The sequence below is a fragment of the Adlercreutzia mucosicola DSM 19490 genome (genome assembly GCF_000422625.1).
Taxonomy (GTDB): Bacteria; Actinomycetota; Coriobacteriia; order Coriobacteriales; family Eggerthellaceae; genus Adlercreutzia; species Adlercreutzia mucosicola.
The window spans coordinates 82,565-97,973 of record NZ_AUGK01000005.1; the positions used below are offsets into that span (position 1 = coordinate 82,565).

General features: G+C 66.1%; 12 protein-coding genes and 1 riboswitch. All 12 genes read right to left on the minus strand.

Features of this window, described 5'->3' with window-relative positions; translation table 11 throughout:
- Positions 1–576: 576 nt before the first annotated feature.
- The 12 genes from G503_RS0103070 to G503_RS13370 all read right to left on the minus strand — a co-directional run bounded on the left by G503_RS0103070 (position 577) and on the right by G503_RS13370 (position 15,006).
- A complete protein-coding gene (locus G503_RS0103070) occupies positions 577–1,386 on the minus strand; it encodes a hypothetical protein (protein WP_028026430.1) in 810 nt (269 codons plus the stop codon).
- A complete protein-coding gene (locus G503_RS0103075; RefSeq protein ID WP_035021600.1) occupies positions 1,379–2,140 on the minus strand; it encodes a ParA family protein in 762 nt (253 codons plus the stop codon). Before G503_RS0103075 ends, G503_RS0103070 begins: the two co-directional genes overlap by 8 nt.
- Positions 2,141–2,259: 119 nt before the next feature.
- The gene (gene mtnA / locus G503_RS0103080; RefSeq protein ID WP_035021602.1) at positions 2,260–3,339 is read right to left on the minus strand and encodes an S-methyl-5-thioribose-1-phosphate isomerase; all 1,080 of its coding nucleotides are present in this window, start codon (positions 3,337–3,339) and stop codon (positions 2,260–2,262) included.
- Positions 3,340–3,971: 632 nt separating this feature from the next.
- Positions 3,972–6,689: a pyruvate, phosphate dikinase gene (ppdK, locus tag G503_RS0103090; protein ID WP_028026433.1), complete on the minus strand. Its 2,718-nt coding sequence runs from the start codon at positions 6,687–6,689 to the stop codon at positions 3,972–3,974.
- A 132-nt stretch (positions 6,690–6,821) separates the two neighbouring features.
- Positions 6,822–7,715, minus strand: coding sequence for a pyruvate, water dikinase regulatory protein (locus G503_RS0103095; RefSeq protein WP_028026434.1), 894 nt, complete (start codon positions 7,713–7,715; stop codon positions 6,822–6,824).
- A gap of 45 nt (positions 7,716–7,760) precedes the next feature.
- Entirely contained in the window at positions 7,761–9,191 is a 1,431-nt protein-coding gene (locus G503_RS0103100; RefSeq protein ID WP_028026435.1) for an alanine/glycine:cation symporter family protein, read from the minus strand.
- A gap of 333 nt (positions 9,192–9,524) precedes the next feature.
- Positions 9,525–10,955, minus strand: a complete 1,431-nt coding sequence (locus G503_RS0103105; protein ID WP_028026436.1) for an alanine/glycine:cation symporter family protein — start codon at positions 10,953–10,955, stop codon at positions 9,525–9,527.
- A 273-nt stretch (positions 10,956–11,228) separates the two neighbouring features.
- Positions 11,229–11,657, minus strand: a complete 429-nt coding sequence (locus tag G503_RS0103110; protein ID WP_028026437.1) for a pyridoxamine 5'-phosphate oxidase family protein — start codon at positions 11,655–11,657, stop codon at positions 11,229–11,231.
- A gap of 22 nt (positions 11,658–11,679) precedes the next feature.
- Positions 11,680–12,489, minus strand: coding sequence for an energy-coupling factor transporter transmembrane component T family protein (locus G503_RS0103115; protein ID WP_028026438.1), 810 nt, complete (start codon positions 12,487–12,489; stop codon positions 11,680–11,682).
- Positions 12,482–13,528 (minus strand): energy-coupling factor transporter ATPase, encoded by a 1,047-nt coding sequence (locus G503_RS13365; RefSeq protein WP_051190853.1) that lies wholly within the window; start codon positions 13,526–13,528, stop codon positions 12,482–12,484. Before G503_RS13365 ends, G503_RS0103115 begins: the two co-directional genes overlap by 8 nt.
- Positions 13,504–14,364 carry an energy-coupling factor transporter ATPase gene (locus tag G503_RS0103125; protein ID WP_235715476.1) on the minus strand — a complete coding sequence of 287 codons (861 nt, stop codon included), beginning with the start codon at positions 14,362–14,364 and terminating at the stop codon, positions 13,504–13,506. Before G503_RS0103125 ends, G503_RS13365 begins: the two co-directional genes overlap by 25 nt.
- Entirely contained in the window at positions 14,365–15,006 is a 642-nt protein-coding gene (locus tag G503_RS13370; protein ID WP_257483050.1) for an ECF transporter S component, read from the minus strand.
- A gap of 154 nt (positions 15,007–15,160) precedes the next feature.
- A riboswitch (FMN riboswitch) is annotated at positions 15,161–15,305 on the minus strand.
- Positions 15,306–15,409 lie beyond the last annotated feature (104 nt).

Consider the following 15,409-nt stretch of genomic DNA (forward strand, 5'->3'; position numbering starts at 1 on the left):
TACTAATTAATAGTAGAGACATTTATTGCCATAAGCATTAGTGAAAGAATGCCTGGTAGAATATTTACTTTCTCATTTTTTGCATAATTATAAAATGATTCTATGACTATATTTCTCACCTTTTCCAAAGTGGAATAGTAACTATGACATTATTTGTGATAATCCTTATATGTCATAAGCATCAGAAAAGTAACAATTTCTCAACAAGTCCCATCCCTTGAAATTTTTTTTCCAATTCCATTCGGTAAACGGCTCCAATATAGCAGGCAGCACCGACGGTGTAAGCCCCGCGTGCTGGCAGCGCCTCCTGAACCCTCATGGCTCGTCCAACAAGGCGGGAGGTGATGGCCTATGGAGATAATTCTTTTCGCGATAAGGTTGCTAACCGCTTTAACAGGGTTGGCCACAGCGATCATGAAGCTCTGCACCCAGAGCACCGAGCAGAGAAGCAGGTTTGGTGAAAAAGAAGCCTCGGACGCTGACCCGTCCGAGGCTCACACCAAAAACGGCGCTGCCCGCTAAGAGCCGGGCCTCCGTTGGCATCCATTTTACCAAATGAGCTTTTGCCGCTCAAGGCTACTTCATCAACTTGCGAATGAGCTGCTCGTAGGCGGCCACAGCGGCCTGCAGATCGGCCTTGTGGTTGTCCCAGTACTCGTCCAGAGCCTGGCGCATCACTTCGGCGCGGGTGACCTTCATCACCTGGGCCAGCAGATCGGCGTGCTCGCGCTGCTCGGCGGTCATGGGCACCAGCACCTGGGCCGTCATGCGGGCGTTGGCCCCTTCGCCCTCCTCGGCCTCGTCGGCCGCCTCGACCTTCTTGCGGGGCTTGCGCGTCCGCGTCGCCTTGGAGCGCGACGCCGTCGTCGCCCCGCGCCCCGCGGCCCCCTCAGGAGCCTCGGCCGCGGGCGCCGTCCCCCTCGCTGCAGCATCCTGCGCCCCGCCCGCGCCGGCAGACTGCGAGAAGCCCAGCAGCTCCTCGACCGAGGGAGCAGCCGCCTCTTCACTCAAGAAATCGCGTGCGGTGCCCGTCGTGCCGTCGGAAGCAGCGCCCTTCGCCGAACGCGCCGAGCGCTTGGCCCGAGGTGCGTCCTTGGTCCCTGCCGATGCCGCGTCCGTCGCGCCGTCGGCGAGGGGCGACCCGTCGCCTGTCACGCGCGGCGCGGACGCTCCCGCGGCCGCGGCGCGAGAGCCAGCCGGCGCCTCTTCCGCCGCACCTGCGGCCGGAGCCCCAGCGACGCCCGCGCGAGCCACAGGAGCCCTGTCACCAGCCGCCTCGGCCTCTTCGCGGTCGGCCGTGCGCGATTCGACCTCCTGGGCGGCGCCGATGAAGGCCGCGGCGGCGCGGGCGGCATCCATCTGGGCGCGCAAATCCTTCTTAGCCATGGATGTCCCCCATCAATTCCTCGATGAAGAAGCGGTAATCGTAGGCCACCTTGGCCGACGGCGCGTACTCGAAGATGGACTGCTTCACGGCCTGGGCCTCCTTGATGGCCGTGGCCTCGCGGATCCAGGCGCGGAACACCTTGGTGTTCAGCTCCGCGGCCATGGCCTCGGCGTCCTCGTGGATGATGCGCGACATGGAGGTGCGCGGATTGTAGCGCGTGAGCAAGATGCCGCCGATCTTCAGGTCGGGATTGGTGTACTCGCGAATGGCCTCGATGGTGGCGGCCAGATCGGTCACGCCGTCGAGGGAATAGGTGTCGGCCTGAGCCGGGATGACCACCCAGTCCGCCGCCGTCAGCGCGTTCACCGTCAGCGTGCCCAACGCCGGCGGCGTGTCCAGGATGGCGAAGTCGTAGTCGTCGGCCACGGTGGACAGGGCCTTGCGCAGGCGGTAGTCCTTCCCCACGCTGGACATGAGGTCGTCGGCCTTGCCGTTCAGGCGGCTCGCAGGCACCACGTGGTAGCTGCCGATGCCCTGGGCGGCCTCGGCGATGGTCGCATCACCAGTGAGCACATCGAGCGACGACGCAACGCCGGAGGTAGCGGCCTTCAGCGTGGTGGACAGGTTCATCTGCGGGTCGAGGTCGATGTAGAGCACCCGGGCCCCGTCGGCAGCCAGCTTCCCGCCAATGGCCAAGTTGGTAGTGGTTTTCGCCACGCCGCCCTTCTGCGACGCCGCCGCAAGAGTAATCATGGGCTTCCTCGTTTCGTCGTCCGTTTCCACCTGCGGTCATTGCGGCCGCAGACCGCTCTCCCCTGATTGGTAAGAAGCACTATAACATATAATGTTGTTGGGAATATAGGGTGTAACCACTATTCCTTCGCAAAGGAGCCGATGTCGGCCGGACTGACCGCGCCGCGCTCGGTGACAACGGCCGTGATAAGCTCCGCCGGCGTGACGTCGAAAGCGGGATTGCGCACCGATACGCCGGACAGTGGCGCGGGGAGCACCTCAGAGGCGTCGCGCTCTTCAATGGGGATGGCCGTCCCGTCGGGCGTATCCAGATCCACCGTGCTTACGGGCGCTGCCACGTAGAAGGGAATGCCGAAGTGACGTGCCAGCACCGCCACGCCCAGGGTGCCGATCTTGTTGGCCGCATCCCCGTTGGCCGCAATGCGATCGGCTCCCACCACCACAGCGTCGATGAGGCCGGCGGCCATCATGGTAGCGGCCATGTTGTCGCAGATGAGCGTGGTGGGCACACCGGCCTGAGCCAGCTCCCACACCGTGAGGCGCGCACCCTGGCCCACGGGCCGCGTCTCGTCGGCGTACACGCGGGCCACCAGCCCCTCTTCTGCCGCGGCGTACACCACGCCCAAAGCCGTGCCGTAGAAGGCCGTGGCCAGGCTGCCGGCGTTGCAGTGGGTCAGCAGACCGAGAGGGCGACCCGCCGCGGCCGCCCGCGCGCGCAAGAGCGCCGCGCCGTGGGCACCGATGGCCCGGTTCGCCGCCTCGTCCTCGGCGATGAGGGCCTCGGTGAGCCCGTAGAGCGCCTCGGCGCACTCGTGAGTCGATCTCCCCGCCTCCAGCGCCCGAGCGGCCGTCTGAGTGGCTCTGCGCACGCCCCACGCCAGGTTCACCGCCGTTGGGCGCGCCTCGGCTACCCGAGCGGCCACCTTCCGCAGCCGCGCGGCGAACAGGGCCGCGCTCGAGCACTCCTCCGCCAGCGAGAAGGCCGCCAGCATCACCGCCGCGGCACCGGCGATGCCGATGGCCGGAGCACCCCGCACCGCCAGCGTCTTCACCGCGTCCACCACCGCGCGCCAGTCATCGGTGCGAATCCAAAGGAGCTCGCCAGGCAGCGCCCGCTGGTCGATCATCACGACCTGCGGCTTATCCCCCTCCCGCTCAACGTAGATGGTGCGGGGCAGGTTATCGAGATGCAACGTCATCGCAGACTCTTTCGAAAATAGTACTTTTGTTTGTATTATATCCATGGTATAGTGTAAGCATGACAGGTGGAGTGGTTGCCTCTTTCCTAGGAAGGAGCCCAACCATGGTTACTACGCAGGAACTTCTCACGTTTTGCCTAGTTGTAATTGAGCTTATACGCTTGACCAGCGACCTTTTGGAGCGCAGACAAGAGTAGAAGAGCCGCCCCGCCAACCGGCGGCACGGCCCCTCTTCACACAATGTGAAAATGAGAGGCAGCCGTCCCGTCCAAGGTGTCCACCTGTCATTTGCCCCATTATAGAATGCCGTCCCCCGTTGTCAAGACGGCCCCACGCAGCAAAGAAGCCTCGAGTGATAGCGCACTCGAGGCTCACAAACCCAACGGCACTGCCCGCTAGCAGCCGGGCCTCCGTTGGCGCCTATTCTAACAAGTTCGGGCGTCCCGCACAAGAGCCGAGGACCCGCCCCACCAGGCCCGTAGGGGAGGCCTTTAGCCCGCCCGCGACTCACGGCGGCTCGCGGGAGGCCTAAAGGCCTCCCCTACGGCCTCCTCCCCTATCTCTTCCCCTTCCACGCAAAAAGGCGCGGGAGGCCGAAGCCTCCCGCGCCCTTCTCGATGCGCGATCGCGCCCTAGCGCTGCTGGATGGCAGCCTGGGCGGCAGCCAGGCGGGCCACCGGCACGCGGTAGGGAGAGCAGCTCACGTAGTCCAGGCCGATGCGGTTGAACGTGTGGATGGACTCCGGATCGCCGCCGTGCTCGCCGCAGACGCCGCACACGATGTCCGGGTTGCCCTCGTGGCCCAACTCAACGCCCATCTCCACGAGCTTCGCCACACCGGGATCGATGGTGGCGAACGGGTTGTAGGGCAGCAGGTGCTCGGCCAAATACTGCGGCACGAACTCGCCCTCCACGTCGTCGCGGCTGAAGCCGAAGGTGGTCTGGGTGAGGTCGTTGGTGCCGAAGGAGAAGAAGTCGGCCTCGGTGGCGATCTCGTTGGCGGTGACGGCCGCGCGCGGCAGCTCGATCATAGTGCCCACGGGGATGGACAGCTCCACACCCTCGGCCTCGGCGACCTCGGCGATGGTGGCCTCGGCCACGCCGCGCAGCTTCGCCAGCTCGGGCAGCACCGACACCAGCGGGATCATGATCTCCGGCTTCGGCGCGAAGCCCTCCTTCTGCAGGCGGGCGCAGGCGGTGGCGATGGCGCGCACCTGCATCACGGGCAGGATGGGGTACACGATGCCCAGACGGCAGCCGCGCATGCCGAGCATCGGGTTCTGCTCGGCGAAGCCGTCGATCTTCTCCAAAAGCGCGCGCTTCTCGGCGATGACGTCGGCCGAGGCGCCGGACACCTCCAGCTTGGCGATCTCCACGTCCAGCTCGCGCGGGCTCTCCAGGAACTCGTGCAGCGGCGGGTCCAGCAGGCGCACGATGACCGGCAGGCCGTCCATGGCCTTGAACATGCCGTAGAAGTCGCCCACCTGGGCCTCGTAGAGATCGGCCACGGCCTTCTCGCGGATGAGCTCATCGTCGTTCAGGATGAAGGTCTGGATGATCTGCTTGCGATCGCCCAGGAACATGTGCTCGGTACGGCACAAACCGATGCCCTCGGCACCGAAGCCGCGGGACAGCTCGGCGTCCTCGGGATTGTCGGCGTTGGCGCGCACGCCCAGGGTGCGGAACTCGTCGGCCCACTCCAGAATGGTGTCCAAATCGCCGGTCAGCTCGGGCAGCACCAGATCCACCGCGCCCAGCACCACGATACCGGTGGTGCCGTCGATGGAGATCATGTCGCCCTCGCGGATGACGATGTCAGTGCCGGCAATGGCCGCCTCCTTCTTGGCCGCGTCGATCTTCAGGGCCTCCACGCCGCAGACGCACGGCGCGCCCATGCCACGGGCGATAACGGCCGCGTGGGAGGTCTTCCCGCCATGGGAGGTGAGGATGCCCTCGGCGGCGATCATGCCGGCCAAATCGTCGGGGTTGGTCTCCCAGCGCACGAGCACGCACTTGCGGCCGGCCTCGGCGGCGGCCACGGCGTCGGCGGCGGAGAAGACGGCCTCGCCCACCGCGGCGCCCGGGGACGCGTTCAGGCCGCGGGCCACCACGTCGTAGGTGGCGTCCTTGTCGAACTGCGGATGCAGCAGCTGATCGAGCTGGTCGGGGGCCACGCGCATGACGGCCTCCTCCTTGGAGATGAGGCCCTCGCGCTCCATGGCGATGGCGATGCCCAACGCGGCCGCGGCGGTACGCTTGCCCGCGCGGGTCTGCAGCATCCAGAGCTTGCCCTGCTCGATGGTGAACTCAATGTCGCACATATCGCGGAAGTGGTTCTCCAGCACGCCGAAGATCTCCTCCAGCTGGGCGCCGGCCTCTTCCAGGCCCTCTACTTCCTTCAGCTCGGCGATGGGGCTCGTGTTGCGGATGCCGGCCACCACGTCCTCGCCCTGGGCGTTCACCAGGTAGTCGCCGTAGAACTCCTTGGCGCCGTTGGCGGGATTGCGGGTGAAGGCCACGCCGGTGGCAGAGGTGTTGCCCTTGTTGCCGAACACCATGGACTGCACGTTCACGGCCGTGCCCAGATCGTCGGCGATCTTGTTGGTGGCGCGATAGAGCACCGCGCGGGGATTGTTCCAAGAACCGAACACGGCCTCGATGGCCAGCTGCAGCTGCACCATGGGATCCTGCGGGAACTGCACGGCGCCGTCGACCACCAGCGTCGGGTAGGCCTCGGCGTCCACGTTCTCGGCGAAGATGGCCTTGAACTCGTCCACGAGCTCCTGCAGATCCTCAGCGGTCAGGTCGGTGTCGGAGGCCACGTTGCGGTCGTTCTTCATGGCCACGATGGCGTTCTCGAACAGGTCGCCGTCCAGGCCCATGACCACGTTGGAGAACATCTGGATGAAGCGGCGGTAGGAGTCCCAGGCAAAGCGCGGGTTCTCGGTCTGCTTGATGAGGCCCTGGATGGAGGCGTCGTTCAGACCTAAGTTCAGCACGGTGTCCATCATGCCCGGCATGGAGAAGGGGGCGCCGGAGCGGACGGACACGAGCAGCGGGTCTTCCGCATCGCCGAGGCGCTTGCCCATGCGCTCTTCCAAATCGGCGCGGTACTCGGCGATGGTGTCGAGGGCGCCTTCGGGCCACACGTTGTCGGCGTTGGCGTATTCCATGCAGGTCTGGCAGGTGATGGTGAATCCCGGAGGCACCGGCAGACCGATGTTGGCCATCTCGGCGAGGTTGGCGCCCTTGCCGCCGAGGATCCACTTCATGTCGGTGTTGCCCTCGGTCACGTTGTTCCCGTTGGCGTCCTTGCCGAAGGCGTAGACGCGCTTCACTGCTTCTGTCACCTTACTTCTCCTTAAGAGCTGTGCACCGCGCGGTGCGATTGCCTTGTCCGCCCTGCCAGCACGAGCCGGAAGGCGCGCTCGCCACCAGGCGCGAAGCCCGGTTGCGCGCGAACGTTCCCTAGTATAAGGGATTTAATCGATAATATCAGCGCTCGTCGGGTGGCTTCGCTCGTAGTAACGCAAAATCTCTTGAGCGGTCTCCTCCACGGCGCGCTGCTCGGTGTGGATGACGATGCAGCCGAGCCGCCGCATGAGCGCCCGGGATTTCTCCAGGTCCTCGTAGATGTAGGCGGGGTCGGCATAGCGCTGCGAGATGAGCCCCACGCGGCCCGACTTCTTCATGCGCCGCTGGCGGATGGGGCCGAGCACCTCGGGCGTGGTCATGAGGCCGAACAGGCGCGTGCGGTCCACGTCGAAGATCTGGGAGGGCGGCTCGGTGGCCGGGTCCAAAGGCACGTTGGCCACCTTGTAGCCCTGCTGGGACAGGTAGATGGACAGCGGCGTCTTCGAGGAGCGCGACACGCCCAGAAGCACGATGTCGGCCTTCGTGAGATCCTCGGGCGCTCGCCCGTCGTCGTGGGCGATGGTGAACTCCAGCGCGGCGATGCGGCGGAAGTAGTTCTGGTCCACCACGCGCAGGGCCCCCGGCTCGTTCACCGGCTCCATGCCGCTCATCTCGGCGATGGCATCCACGGCGCTCGTCATCACGTCCACGGCCAAGATGTTGGGGTGGCGCGCGGTGAAGGCCGCCAGCTCGCGGCGGATGCCCGCGTCCACGATGGTGTAGAACACGAGGATGCGATCGTCGCCCAAGGTCTGCTGATGGTAGCGCACGTGCTCGGTCAGGTAGTCGTGGACCTCCCGGTAGCTCTTCACCTTCGAGAACACTTCCAGGCGGGGGTTCGTGACGCCGAACTGCGCGGCGGCGGCCCGGGCCACCACCTGGGCGGTCTCGCCGATGGAATCGGAGACCACGTGGATAGTGGGGACCCGGGCCGCTCGCTCGTCGGGGGTATGGTTATGCATAGTTGGCCGCCTTATCGGAATGGTCGCGATAGCGCAGCCGCCGGCTTACTTGCTGTCGAGCTGCGGGATGGGCGTCTCGTCGCGCTCATCCAAGTTGCCATTGTACACGTAGTGGCGCGTCTCGCGGGCGATGAGCCCCGACAGCAACAGCACCATGATGATGTTGGGGATGGCCATGAGCGCGTTGGTGATGTCGGACACCGTCCAGACCACCTCGCCCACGCCGATGGCGCCCAGGAAGGCCACGAGCACGTAGAGCACCTGGTAGGGGCGGATGGCGCGCTTGCCGAACAGGTAGGTGACGCAGCGGTTGCCGTAATAGGACCAGCCCAGGATGGTGGAGTAGGCGAACAGGATCATGCCGAAGATGAGAATGGGCGTGCCGATGTAGGGGATCTCGGCGAAGGCCGCCGAGGACAGCGCCGCGCCGGCGGCGATGTTGCCGGCCATGATCTCGGCCTGCAAATCGGCGTTGCCGATCATGGTGGACACGAGCACCAAACCCGTGAGCAGGCAGATGACCACGGTGTCCCAGAAGGTGCCGGTCATGGACACGAGGGCCTGGCGGGCCGGGTTGCGCGTGGCGGCCGCCGAGGCCACGATGGGCGCCGAGCCCAGGCCCGACTCGTTGGAGAACAGGCCGCGGGCGCAGCCGAACTGCAGGGCCAGCATGAGACCGCTGCCGAGCGCTCCGCCGAAGGCCGCCTTGGCCGTGAAGGCGCTCTCCACGATGAGGCAGAGGGCGGGCCAGACGAACTCCCAGTTCATGCCCAGGATGACCACGCAGCCCCAGATGTAGGCGATGGCCATGAAGGGCACGAGCTTCTCGCACACGTTCGCGATGACCTTCACCCCGCCGAAGATGACGATGGACACCATGATGACGATGGCCAGACCGATGCCCCAGGCCGGCACGCCGGGCAGGTTCGTGGCGATGACCTCGGTCATGGCAGAGGACTGCACCGCACTCCCGATGCCGAAGGAGGCGATGCCCGCGAACAGGGCGAAGGCCCCGGCGCCGAGCAGGGCCCACCAGGGGGTGTTGCCGGCCTTGTCGGCAAATCCGCGCTTCCAGGCGTACATGGCCCCGCCGAGCATGTCGCCGTTGTGATCCTTCACACGGTACTTCACCGCGGCGAAGGTCTCGGCGTACTTGGTGGCGATGCCGAACACGCCGGTGATCCACATCCAGAACACCGCGCCCGGGCCGCCCGCGATGATAGCGGTGCCCACGCCGACGATGTTGCCGGTGCCGATGGTGGCCGAGAGCGCCGTGCACAAGGCGCCGAACTGGCTAATGTCGCCAGGAGCGTCCGGGTCCTTGGTCACCGACAGCTTGATAGCCGTGGGCAGCTTGCGCTGGATGAACCCGGTGCGGATGGTCAGAAAGATGTGGCTGCCGAGCAGCAGCACGAGCATCGGCGGCCCCCACACGAAGCCGTCGACGGCGTTGATGGCGTTCACGATCGCGTCCATGAATCGCTTCTCCTCTCCTACGGGCGCGCCAGCGCATGGGGCCGCGAGCGTGAGGCCCTGGACCCCAACCGCGACCCGAGCCGCCGACAGGACGACCCCGGCACTTTAACGCGCTAAAGTATCCGCATTATAGGCAGAGAAGCTGAGCGGCAATGTTAACAATGAGAGAATTACCAGCGAACGGCGGGTCGCCAATGGTCCCTTCGAGAGCAGTTTTCCTTTTTGTGGACAAAAACGCACACGCCCCTCCGCGAAAGCGGCCTTCGGGCCGCCCTCAGCCCACGGACGCTTCCCGGGCCGCGGACGGGCTAAAGCCCGCCCCCGCGCGCCGCCCTACAGTTGGGCTTTGTCCACGGTGGGGACGGGTTCGGCGTATTCCTCGTCCAGGTGGTGGTCGTAGACGAAATGCTTCGTCTCCCTCGCGATCATACCGCTCAGCAGCAGGATGACGATGATGTTGGGAATGGCCATGAGGGCGTTGCCGATGTCCGAGATGGTCCACACCACATCGCCCACGCCGATGGCACCGAGGAAGGCCACGGCCACGTAGACCACCTGGTAGGGCTTAATGCCCTTGGGGCCGAACAGATAGGCCACGCAGCGGTTGCCGTAGTAGGACCAGCCCAGGATGGTGGAGTAGGCGAACGAGCACATGCCCAACACCAGGATGGGCGTGCCGAAATAGGGAATCTCGGCGAAGGCGGCGCTGGCCAGTGCGGCGCCGGTGGCGATGGAGGGGTCGGCGAGAATCTGCTGGCCGATCTCGGGATGCGCGATCATGGTGGACACCAGCACCAAGCCCGTGAGCAGGCAAATGACGCCCGTGGACCAGAAGGCGCCGGTCATGGAGATGAGCGCCTGCTCGGCGGGGTTGCGGGTCTTGGCCGCCGCGGCCACGATGGGAGCCGTGCCCAGGCCGCTCTCGTTGGAGAACAAACCGCGGGCGCAGCCGAACTGCAGGGCCATGATCATGCCCGAGCCCACGGCCCCGCCGAAGGCGGCCTTGGGGGTGAAGGCGCATTCCAGAATCAGCCCCACGGCCTCGCCGAGCACCGAGCCGTTCATGATCATAATGACCACGCAGCCGAGCGCGTAGGCACCGGCCATGAAGGGCACGAGCCATTCGCAGACGCGGGCGATGGAGTTCACCCCGCCGAAGATGACCGCCGCCACGGCCACGACGACGACCACGCCCACGGCCACGGCCGGGACAGCGGGCACCGAGGAGGTCACGATGCCGGAGATGGCCGCCGACTGCACCGCCGAGCCCGTGCCGATGGTGGCGATGATGGCGAAGGCGGCGAAGACCACGGCCCCCAGCGTCGCCCACCAGGGCACGCTGCCGTCCTTGCGGGCGAAGGCGCGCTTCCACACGAACATGGCACCGCCCAGCATAGACCCGCTCTTGTCGCGCACGCGGTACTTCACGGCCGCATAGGTTTCCACGTACTTGGTGGCGATACCGAACAGGCCCGCGATCCACATCCAGAAGATAGCGCCCGGGCCGCCCGCCAAAAGCGCCGTGGCCACGCCCACGATGGAGCCCGTGCCGATGGTGGCCGCCAGCGCCGTGGCCAGCGCCCCGAAGCTGGAGATGTCGCCCTTGCCGTCGGGATCGCGGCGCACCGACATGCGGATGGCCTGGGGCAGCTTGCGCTGGATGAAGCCAGTGCGGAAGGTAAGGTAGATGTGGGTGCCCAGAAGGAGCGCGATCATCGCCGGCCCCCACACGAATGAATCGATCGTTGTGAGAATTTCAGTCATGAGGTCCTTAGGGACTTGCCTGTCGAGCAAAAGAGCCAGAACCCCATGCCCCGACCGCCGAGCGGGGGCGGGAGGGCCCCGTGCTCAAACAAGTCCTCGCTTTCGGAAATAATGGTGTAGAAATTTTACACCATTATTTCCGAGTCTGCGGAATCTGCGCGCGAAGCCCTCCCGCCCCCCGCTCGGCTTCTCTCACGAAAATACGCTTCTCACTTAGCGTTACCGCAGATCAAGACCCATCTGTCCCCCTTCGCTGCCTAGTAAACGAGATCGTTACAGCTCTACGGGGTTCCAGGAGCCGTCGATGTCGCAGATCCAGGCCTCGGCCTCCTCGATGGTGAAGAAGGTGAGCGCGGGGTCGTCGGCGCTCTCCCACGTCTCGCCGAGGGCCACCATGTGCTTGAAACCCTCCTCGCGGGTGGCGGCGTCGGCGGTGTCGGTCAGGTTCACCTTGCCGCGCATGATCACCCAGCCGGCACCGGGCTTCCAGGCGGTCAGCTCCACGAAGGGGTTCGCGGCCATCTCGCGGTAGCAGTCTTTCGTGGTGGCGGTGCAGAACTGGATGTCGCCGTCCTGCATCATGGCGAAGCTGAAGGGGCGCACGTGGGGCTTGGCGCCCTCAGGCGTCTCTTCAACGGTGGCGAGATACCAGGCGGGGATGCTGGTCAGATAGCTGACGATGGTCTCTTTTCCTTGGGACATAACCGGTTCCTTTCTCGGAATATTACAGGGGAATGAAATTCGTCGCGATGACGGCGGCCGTCATGCACACCAGAGCCGCGCAGCCCGCGCCGTCGCGCCAGGTCAGGTGCAAGGGCACCAGGCGCGTGCGGCCGGCGCCGCCATGGTAGCAGCGGGCCTCCATGGCCGCCGACAGAGTCTCCGCATGGCGAAACGTGCTCGTGAACAGCGGGATCATCAGGGCCGTGAGGGTTCGCACGCCGCCGGTGAAGGGATTCAGGTTGAAGTGCGCGCCGCGGCTGACCTGGGCGCGGTAGATGATGCCGAGCTCGGTCACGAACTGGGGCAAAAAGCGCAGGGCTATCCCCAAGATCATGCCCAGCTCGTGAGCGGGCACGCCGATGCGGGCCAAGGGCGCCATGAGGTGCTCGAAGGCCGCGGTGATGTCCAAGGTCGTGGTGGTCAGCGTCAGCAGGCTCATGCCCATGAGCAACAGGAACAGGCGGCACCCGATGAAGGCCGCCGACTGGAGGCCCTTCTCGCTGATGCAGATGATGCCCCACTGGAAGTACACCTCGCCGCCCTGGACGAACAGCACGTTGAGCACGGCCGTCAGCGCCACGAGCACCAGCAGGGGCGCGAGCGATCCCAGCACGCGCAGAAGCGGGATGCGGGCGGCCGCGTAGAACCCCACCACGAACAGGGCCGCCACGGCCAGGGCCAGCGGGGTGGCGGCGCAGAACACCGCCGCCATGAGCACCAGCGACAGGATGAACTTCACCCGCGGGTCCATGGCGTGCACGACAGACTCCGCCGGCCAGTACTGGCCGATCATCATCATGCGATCACCCACGCCGATCACCCGCCCGGGTCGGGGCATCGGCGTTGGGAGCGCCACAGGGCGCATCCCCGGTCGGGGCCGCCTCCGCTTCCCCGGCCGATTCGGCCTCCGCCGCGCCGGCCGCTGTGCCATCGGCATTGGGAGCGCCCGCAGCCAGTTGGGCAGCCAAATCCACGGCCAGGCTCGTCTCGTCGTACAGCTCGCGGGGCAGGCTGAAGCCGGCATCGCGCAGACTGCTGGCGAAGGCCTGGGGCGCCGGCGCGCCCAGCCCCACGGCCTTGAGCGACGCGGCGTCGGCGAACACCTGAGCCGGCGTTCCCAGGGCGAACACGCGACCCTCGGACAGCACGAGGATGCGATCGGACAGCGCCGCCAGGTCCTCCATGGAATGGGACACCATGACCACGGTCATGCCCCGGGCGTGGAAGCGCGCGATCAGCGCCAGGAAATCGGCACGGGACAGCGGGTCCAGGCCGGCCACGGGCTCGTCCAGCACGAGCAGCTCCGGCTCCATGGCCAGCACGCCGGCGAAGGCCACGCGGCGCTGCTGGCCGCCGGACAGATCGAAGGGGCTGCGCTCGCCGATCGCGTCCAGATCGAGGCCCACCAGCTCCATGGCCTCCCGCACGCGGCGATCCACCTCGGCCTCGTCCAGCTTCATGTTGCGCGGCCCAAAGGCCACGTCGTCGTAGACGGTGTTGGCGAACAGCTGGTTCTCGGGGTACTGGAACACGAGCCCCACCTGGGAGCGCACGCGCGATGCCACCTCTTTCTCGGCCAGATCGGCCCCGTCGGCCGTCACGCGGCCGCAGGTGGGGTGCACCAGCCCGTTCATGTGCTGGATGAGCGTGGACTTCCCGCTGCCGGTGTGCCCGGCCACGCCGAGGAACTCCCCCGGCTCCACGGTGAGGCTCACGTCGCGCAGCGCCCACAGGGCATCGGGGGCGTTGCCCCAGTCGGCCTGGCGCTCGCGCTGTTTCTTGCGGCCGCGCTTCTTGGCCGCATCCCCGCCGGCGTAGCTGTAGCTCACTGCTTCGAACGCAAGGCGCATAGCTCCTCCTTCAGGGCGTCGTCGGTGATGCAGGTGGCCACGGGCACGCCGCGGGCCTGCAGTTCCAGGGAAAGCCGGCAGGCAAACGGCACCTCCAGCGACAGGGCGCGCAGGGCGCGGGCCTGGGTGAGCACCTCGTGGGGCGTGCCGTCGAGGCGCACCTCGCCGCCATCGAGCACCACGACGCGCTCGGCGCAGGCGGCCTCTTCCATGTAGTGGGTGATCATCACCACGGTCATGCCCGCGGCGTGCAGGTCGCGCACCACGCGCATGAGCCCTGCGCGCCCCCGCGGGTCCAGCATGGCCGTGGCCTCGTCCAGCACGAGGATGGCCGGGTCCATGGCCAGCACGCCGGCGATGGCCACACGCTGCTTCTGGCCGCCGGACAGGGCGCAGGTCTCGTGCTCCTCGAAGCCCTGCAGACCCACTTCTTTCAGCGCCGGGGTCACGCGCTCGCGCAGCTCGGGATTGGGAATGCCCAGGTTCTCGGGGCCGAAGGCCACGTCGTTCTCGATGAGGCTCGCCACGATCTGGTCGTCGGGGTTTTGGAACACCAGCCCCGCGTTCGACCGGATGAAGTAGGTGCTCTCAGGATCGCGGGTGTCGCAACCGAACACGCGCACCGCGCCCTCGTCGGGAGTGAGCAGGGCATTGATGTGCTTGGCCAGGGTGGACTTCCCCGACCCGTTGCCGCCGAGCAGGCAGACGAACTGCCCCCGGGGCACCGTGAGGTTCAGATGACGGAACACGAAGTGCTCCCCGTCGTAGGTGAACCCGGCGTCAGCGGCGTCGATGAAGAGGTCGTCGGCGGGGGCGGCATCGATGGGGTTCGTCACTTAAAGGCCCTTCACTTGGTCTTTCTTCGGGGTGATCAGATTCGAGATGGCCTTGTACACCACCAGCGTGAGCACCGAGTTCAGAATGCCCTTCAGCAGGTTGAACGGGATGAGGATGGGCACGATCATGGCTACCACGGCATCCAGCGGCACGCCGAGCCAGGCCGGGGTCACCAGCAGGTTGCCCGCCACGGCCATGGCCACGGCCACCACGATGCCGAGCACCAGACCGATGACAGCGCCCTTGATGTTGTGGATGCGCTGGTACACCAGGGCGGCCGGCAGAATGTAGCCGATGACCACGAGGAAGTTCATGAGCGCGCCGGTGAAGTCGGCGAACAGGATGCCGTGGGCCACCACCGAAATGACGCCGCAGGCGAGACCGGCCGCCGGCCCGTAGGCGAAGCCGCAGACCATGGCGGGCATGAACGAGGCGTCGTAGGACAGCCATGCCACGCCGGGCAGCAGCGGGAACTCTACGAACGTGAGCAGGATGGAGATGGCGCACATGAGCGCGATGGTCACGAGCACGCGGGTGGACCACACGTTCGTGTTCGCGAGGGTCTTCTGGGCCGTGGGAGCCTTCGCGGGGCGAACGGGGCTTGCGACATCGGCGGGATGGATCATGGGCTTGTCGGCCATGGCGATCACCTTCTTTCGGCGAGGCGGCTTGTCTGCGCGGATTCGCCTTCCCCTCGCCAGAAAGAAAACGAGCCCGTATGAATTCGGTTCATACAGGCCTCGTAGGTTCGCGTCGGTCGGAAAACCGTCGCCGGCGCCGAGCGCGGCGAGCGAACGTCTGCCTCTTCCATCCGGACTGTAACCGTTGGCCTCGGATTTTCACCGGGTCAGCCTGCGCAAGCGCAGGGTCGCGGGCTCGCGCGGGGTTGCGCCCCGTGCTTACCGCCAGTGAGGACTTCCACCTCGCCCTGAAACAGAATTCACGGCGCCTATTGTAGGAGAAGCCCTCCCCGCGCGCAAGCCCCCACCCATCGCCGCGACCGATAGAAGCGACGGGAGCGACGATGGTGCGGCGCGCGACCGT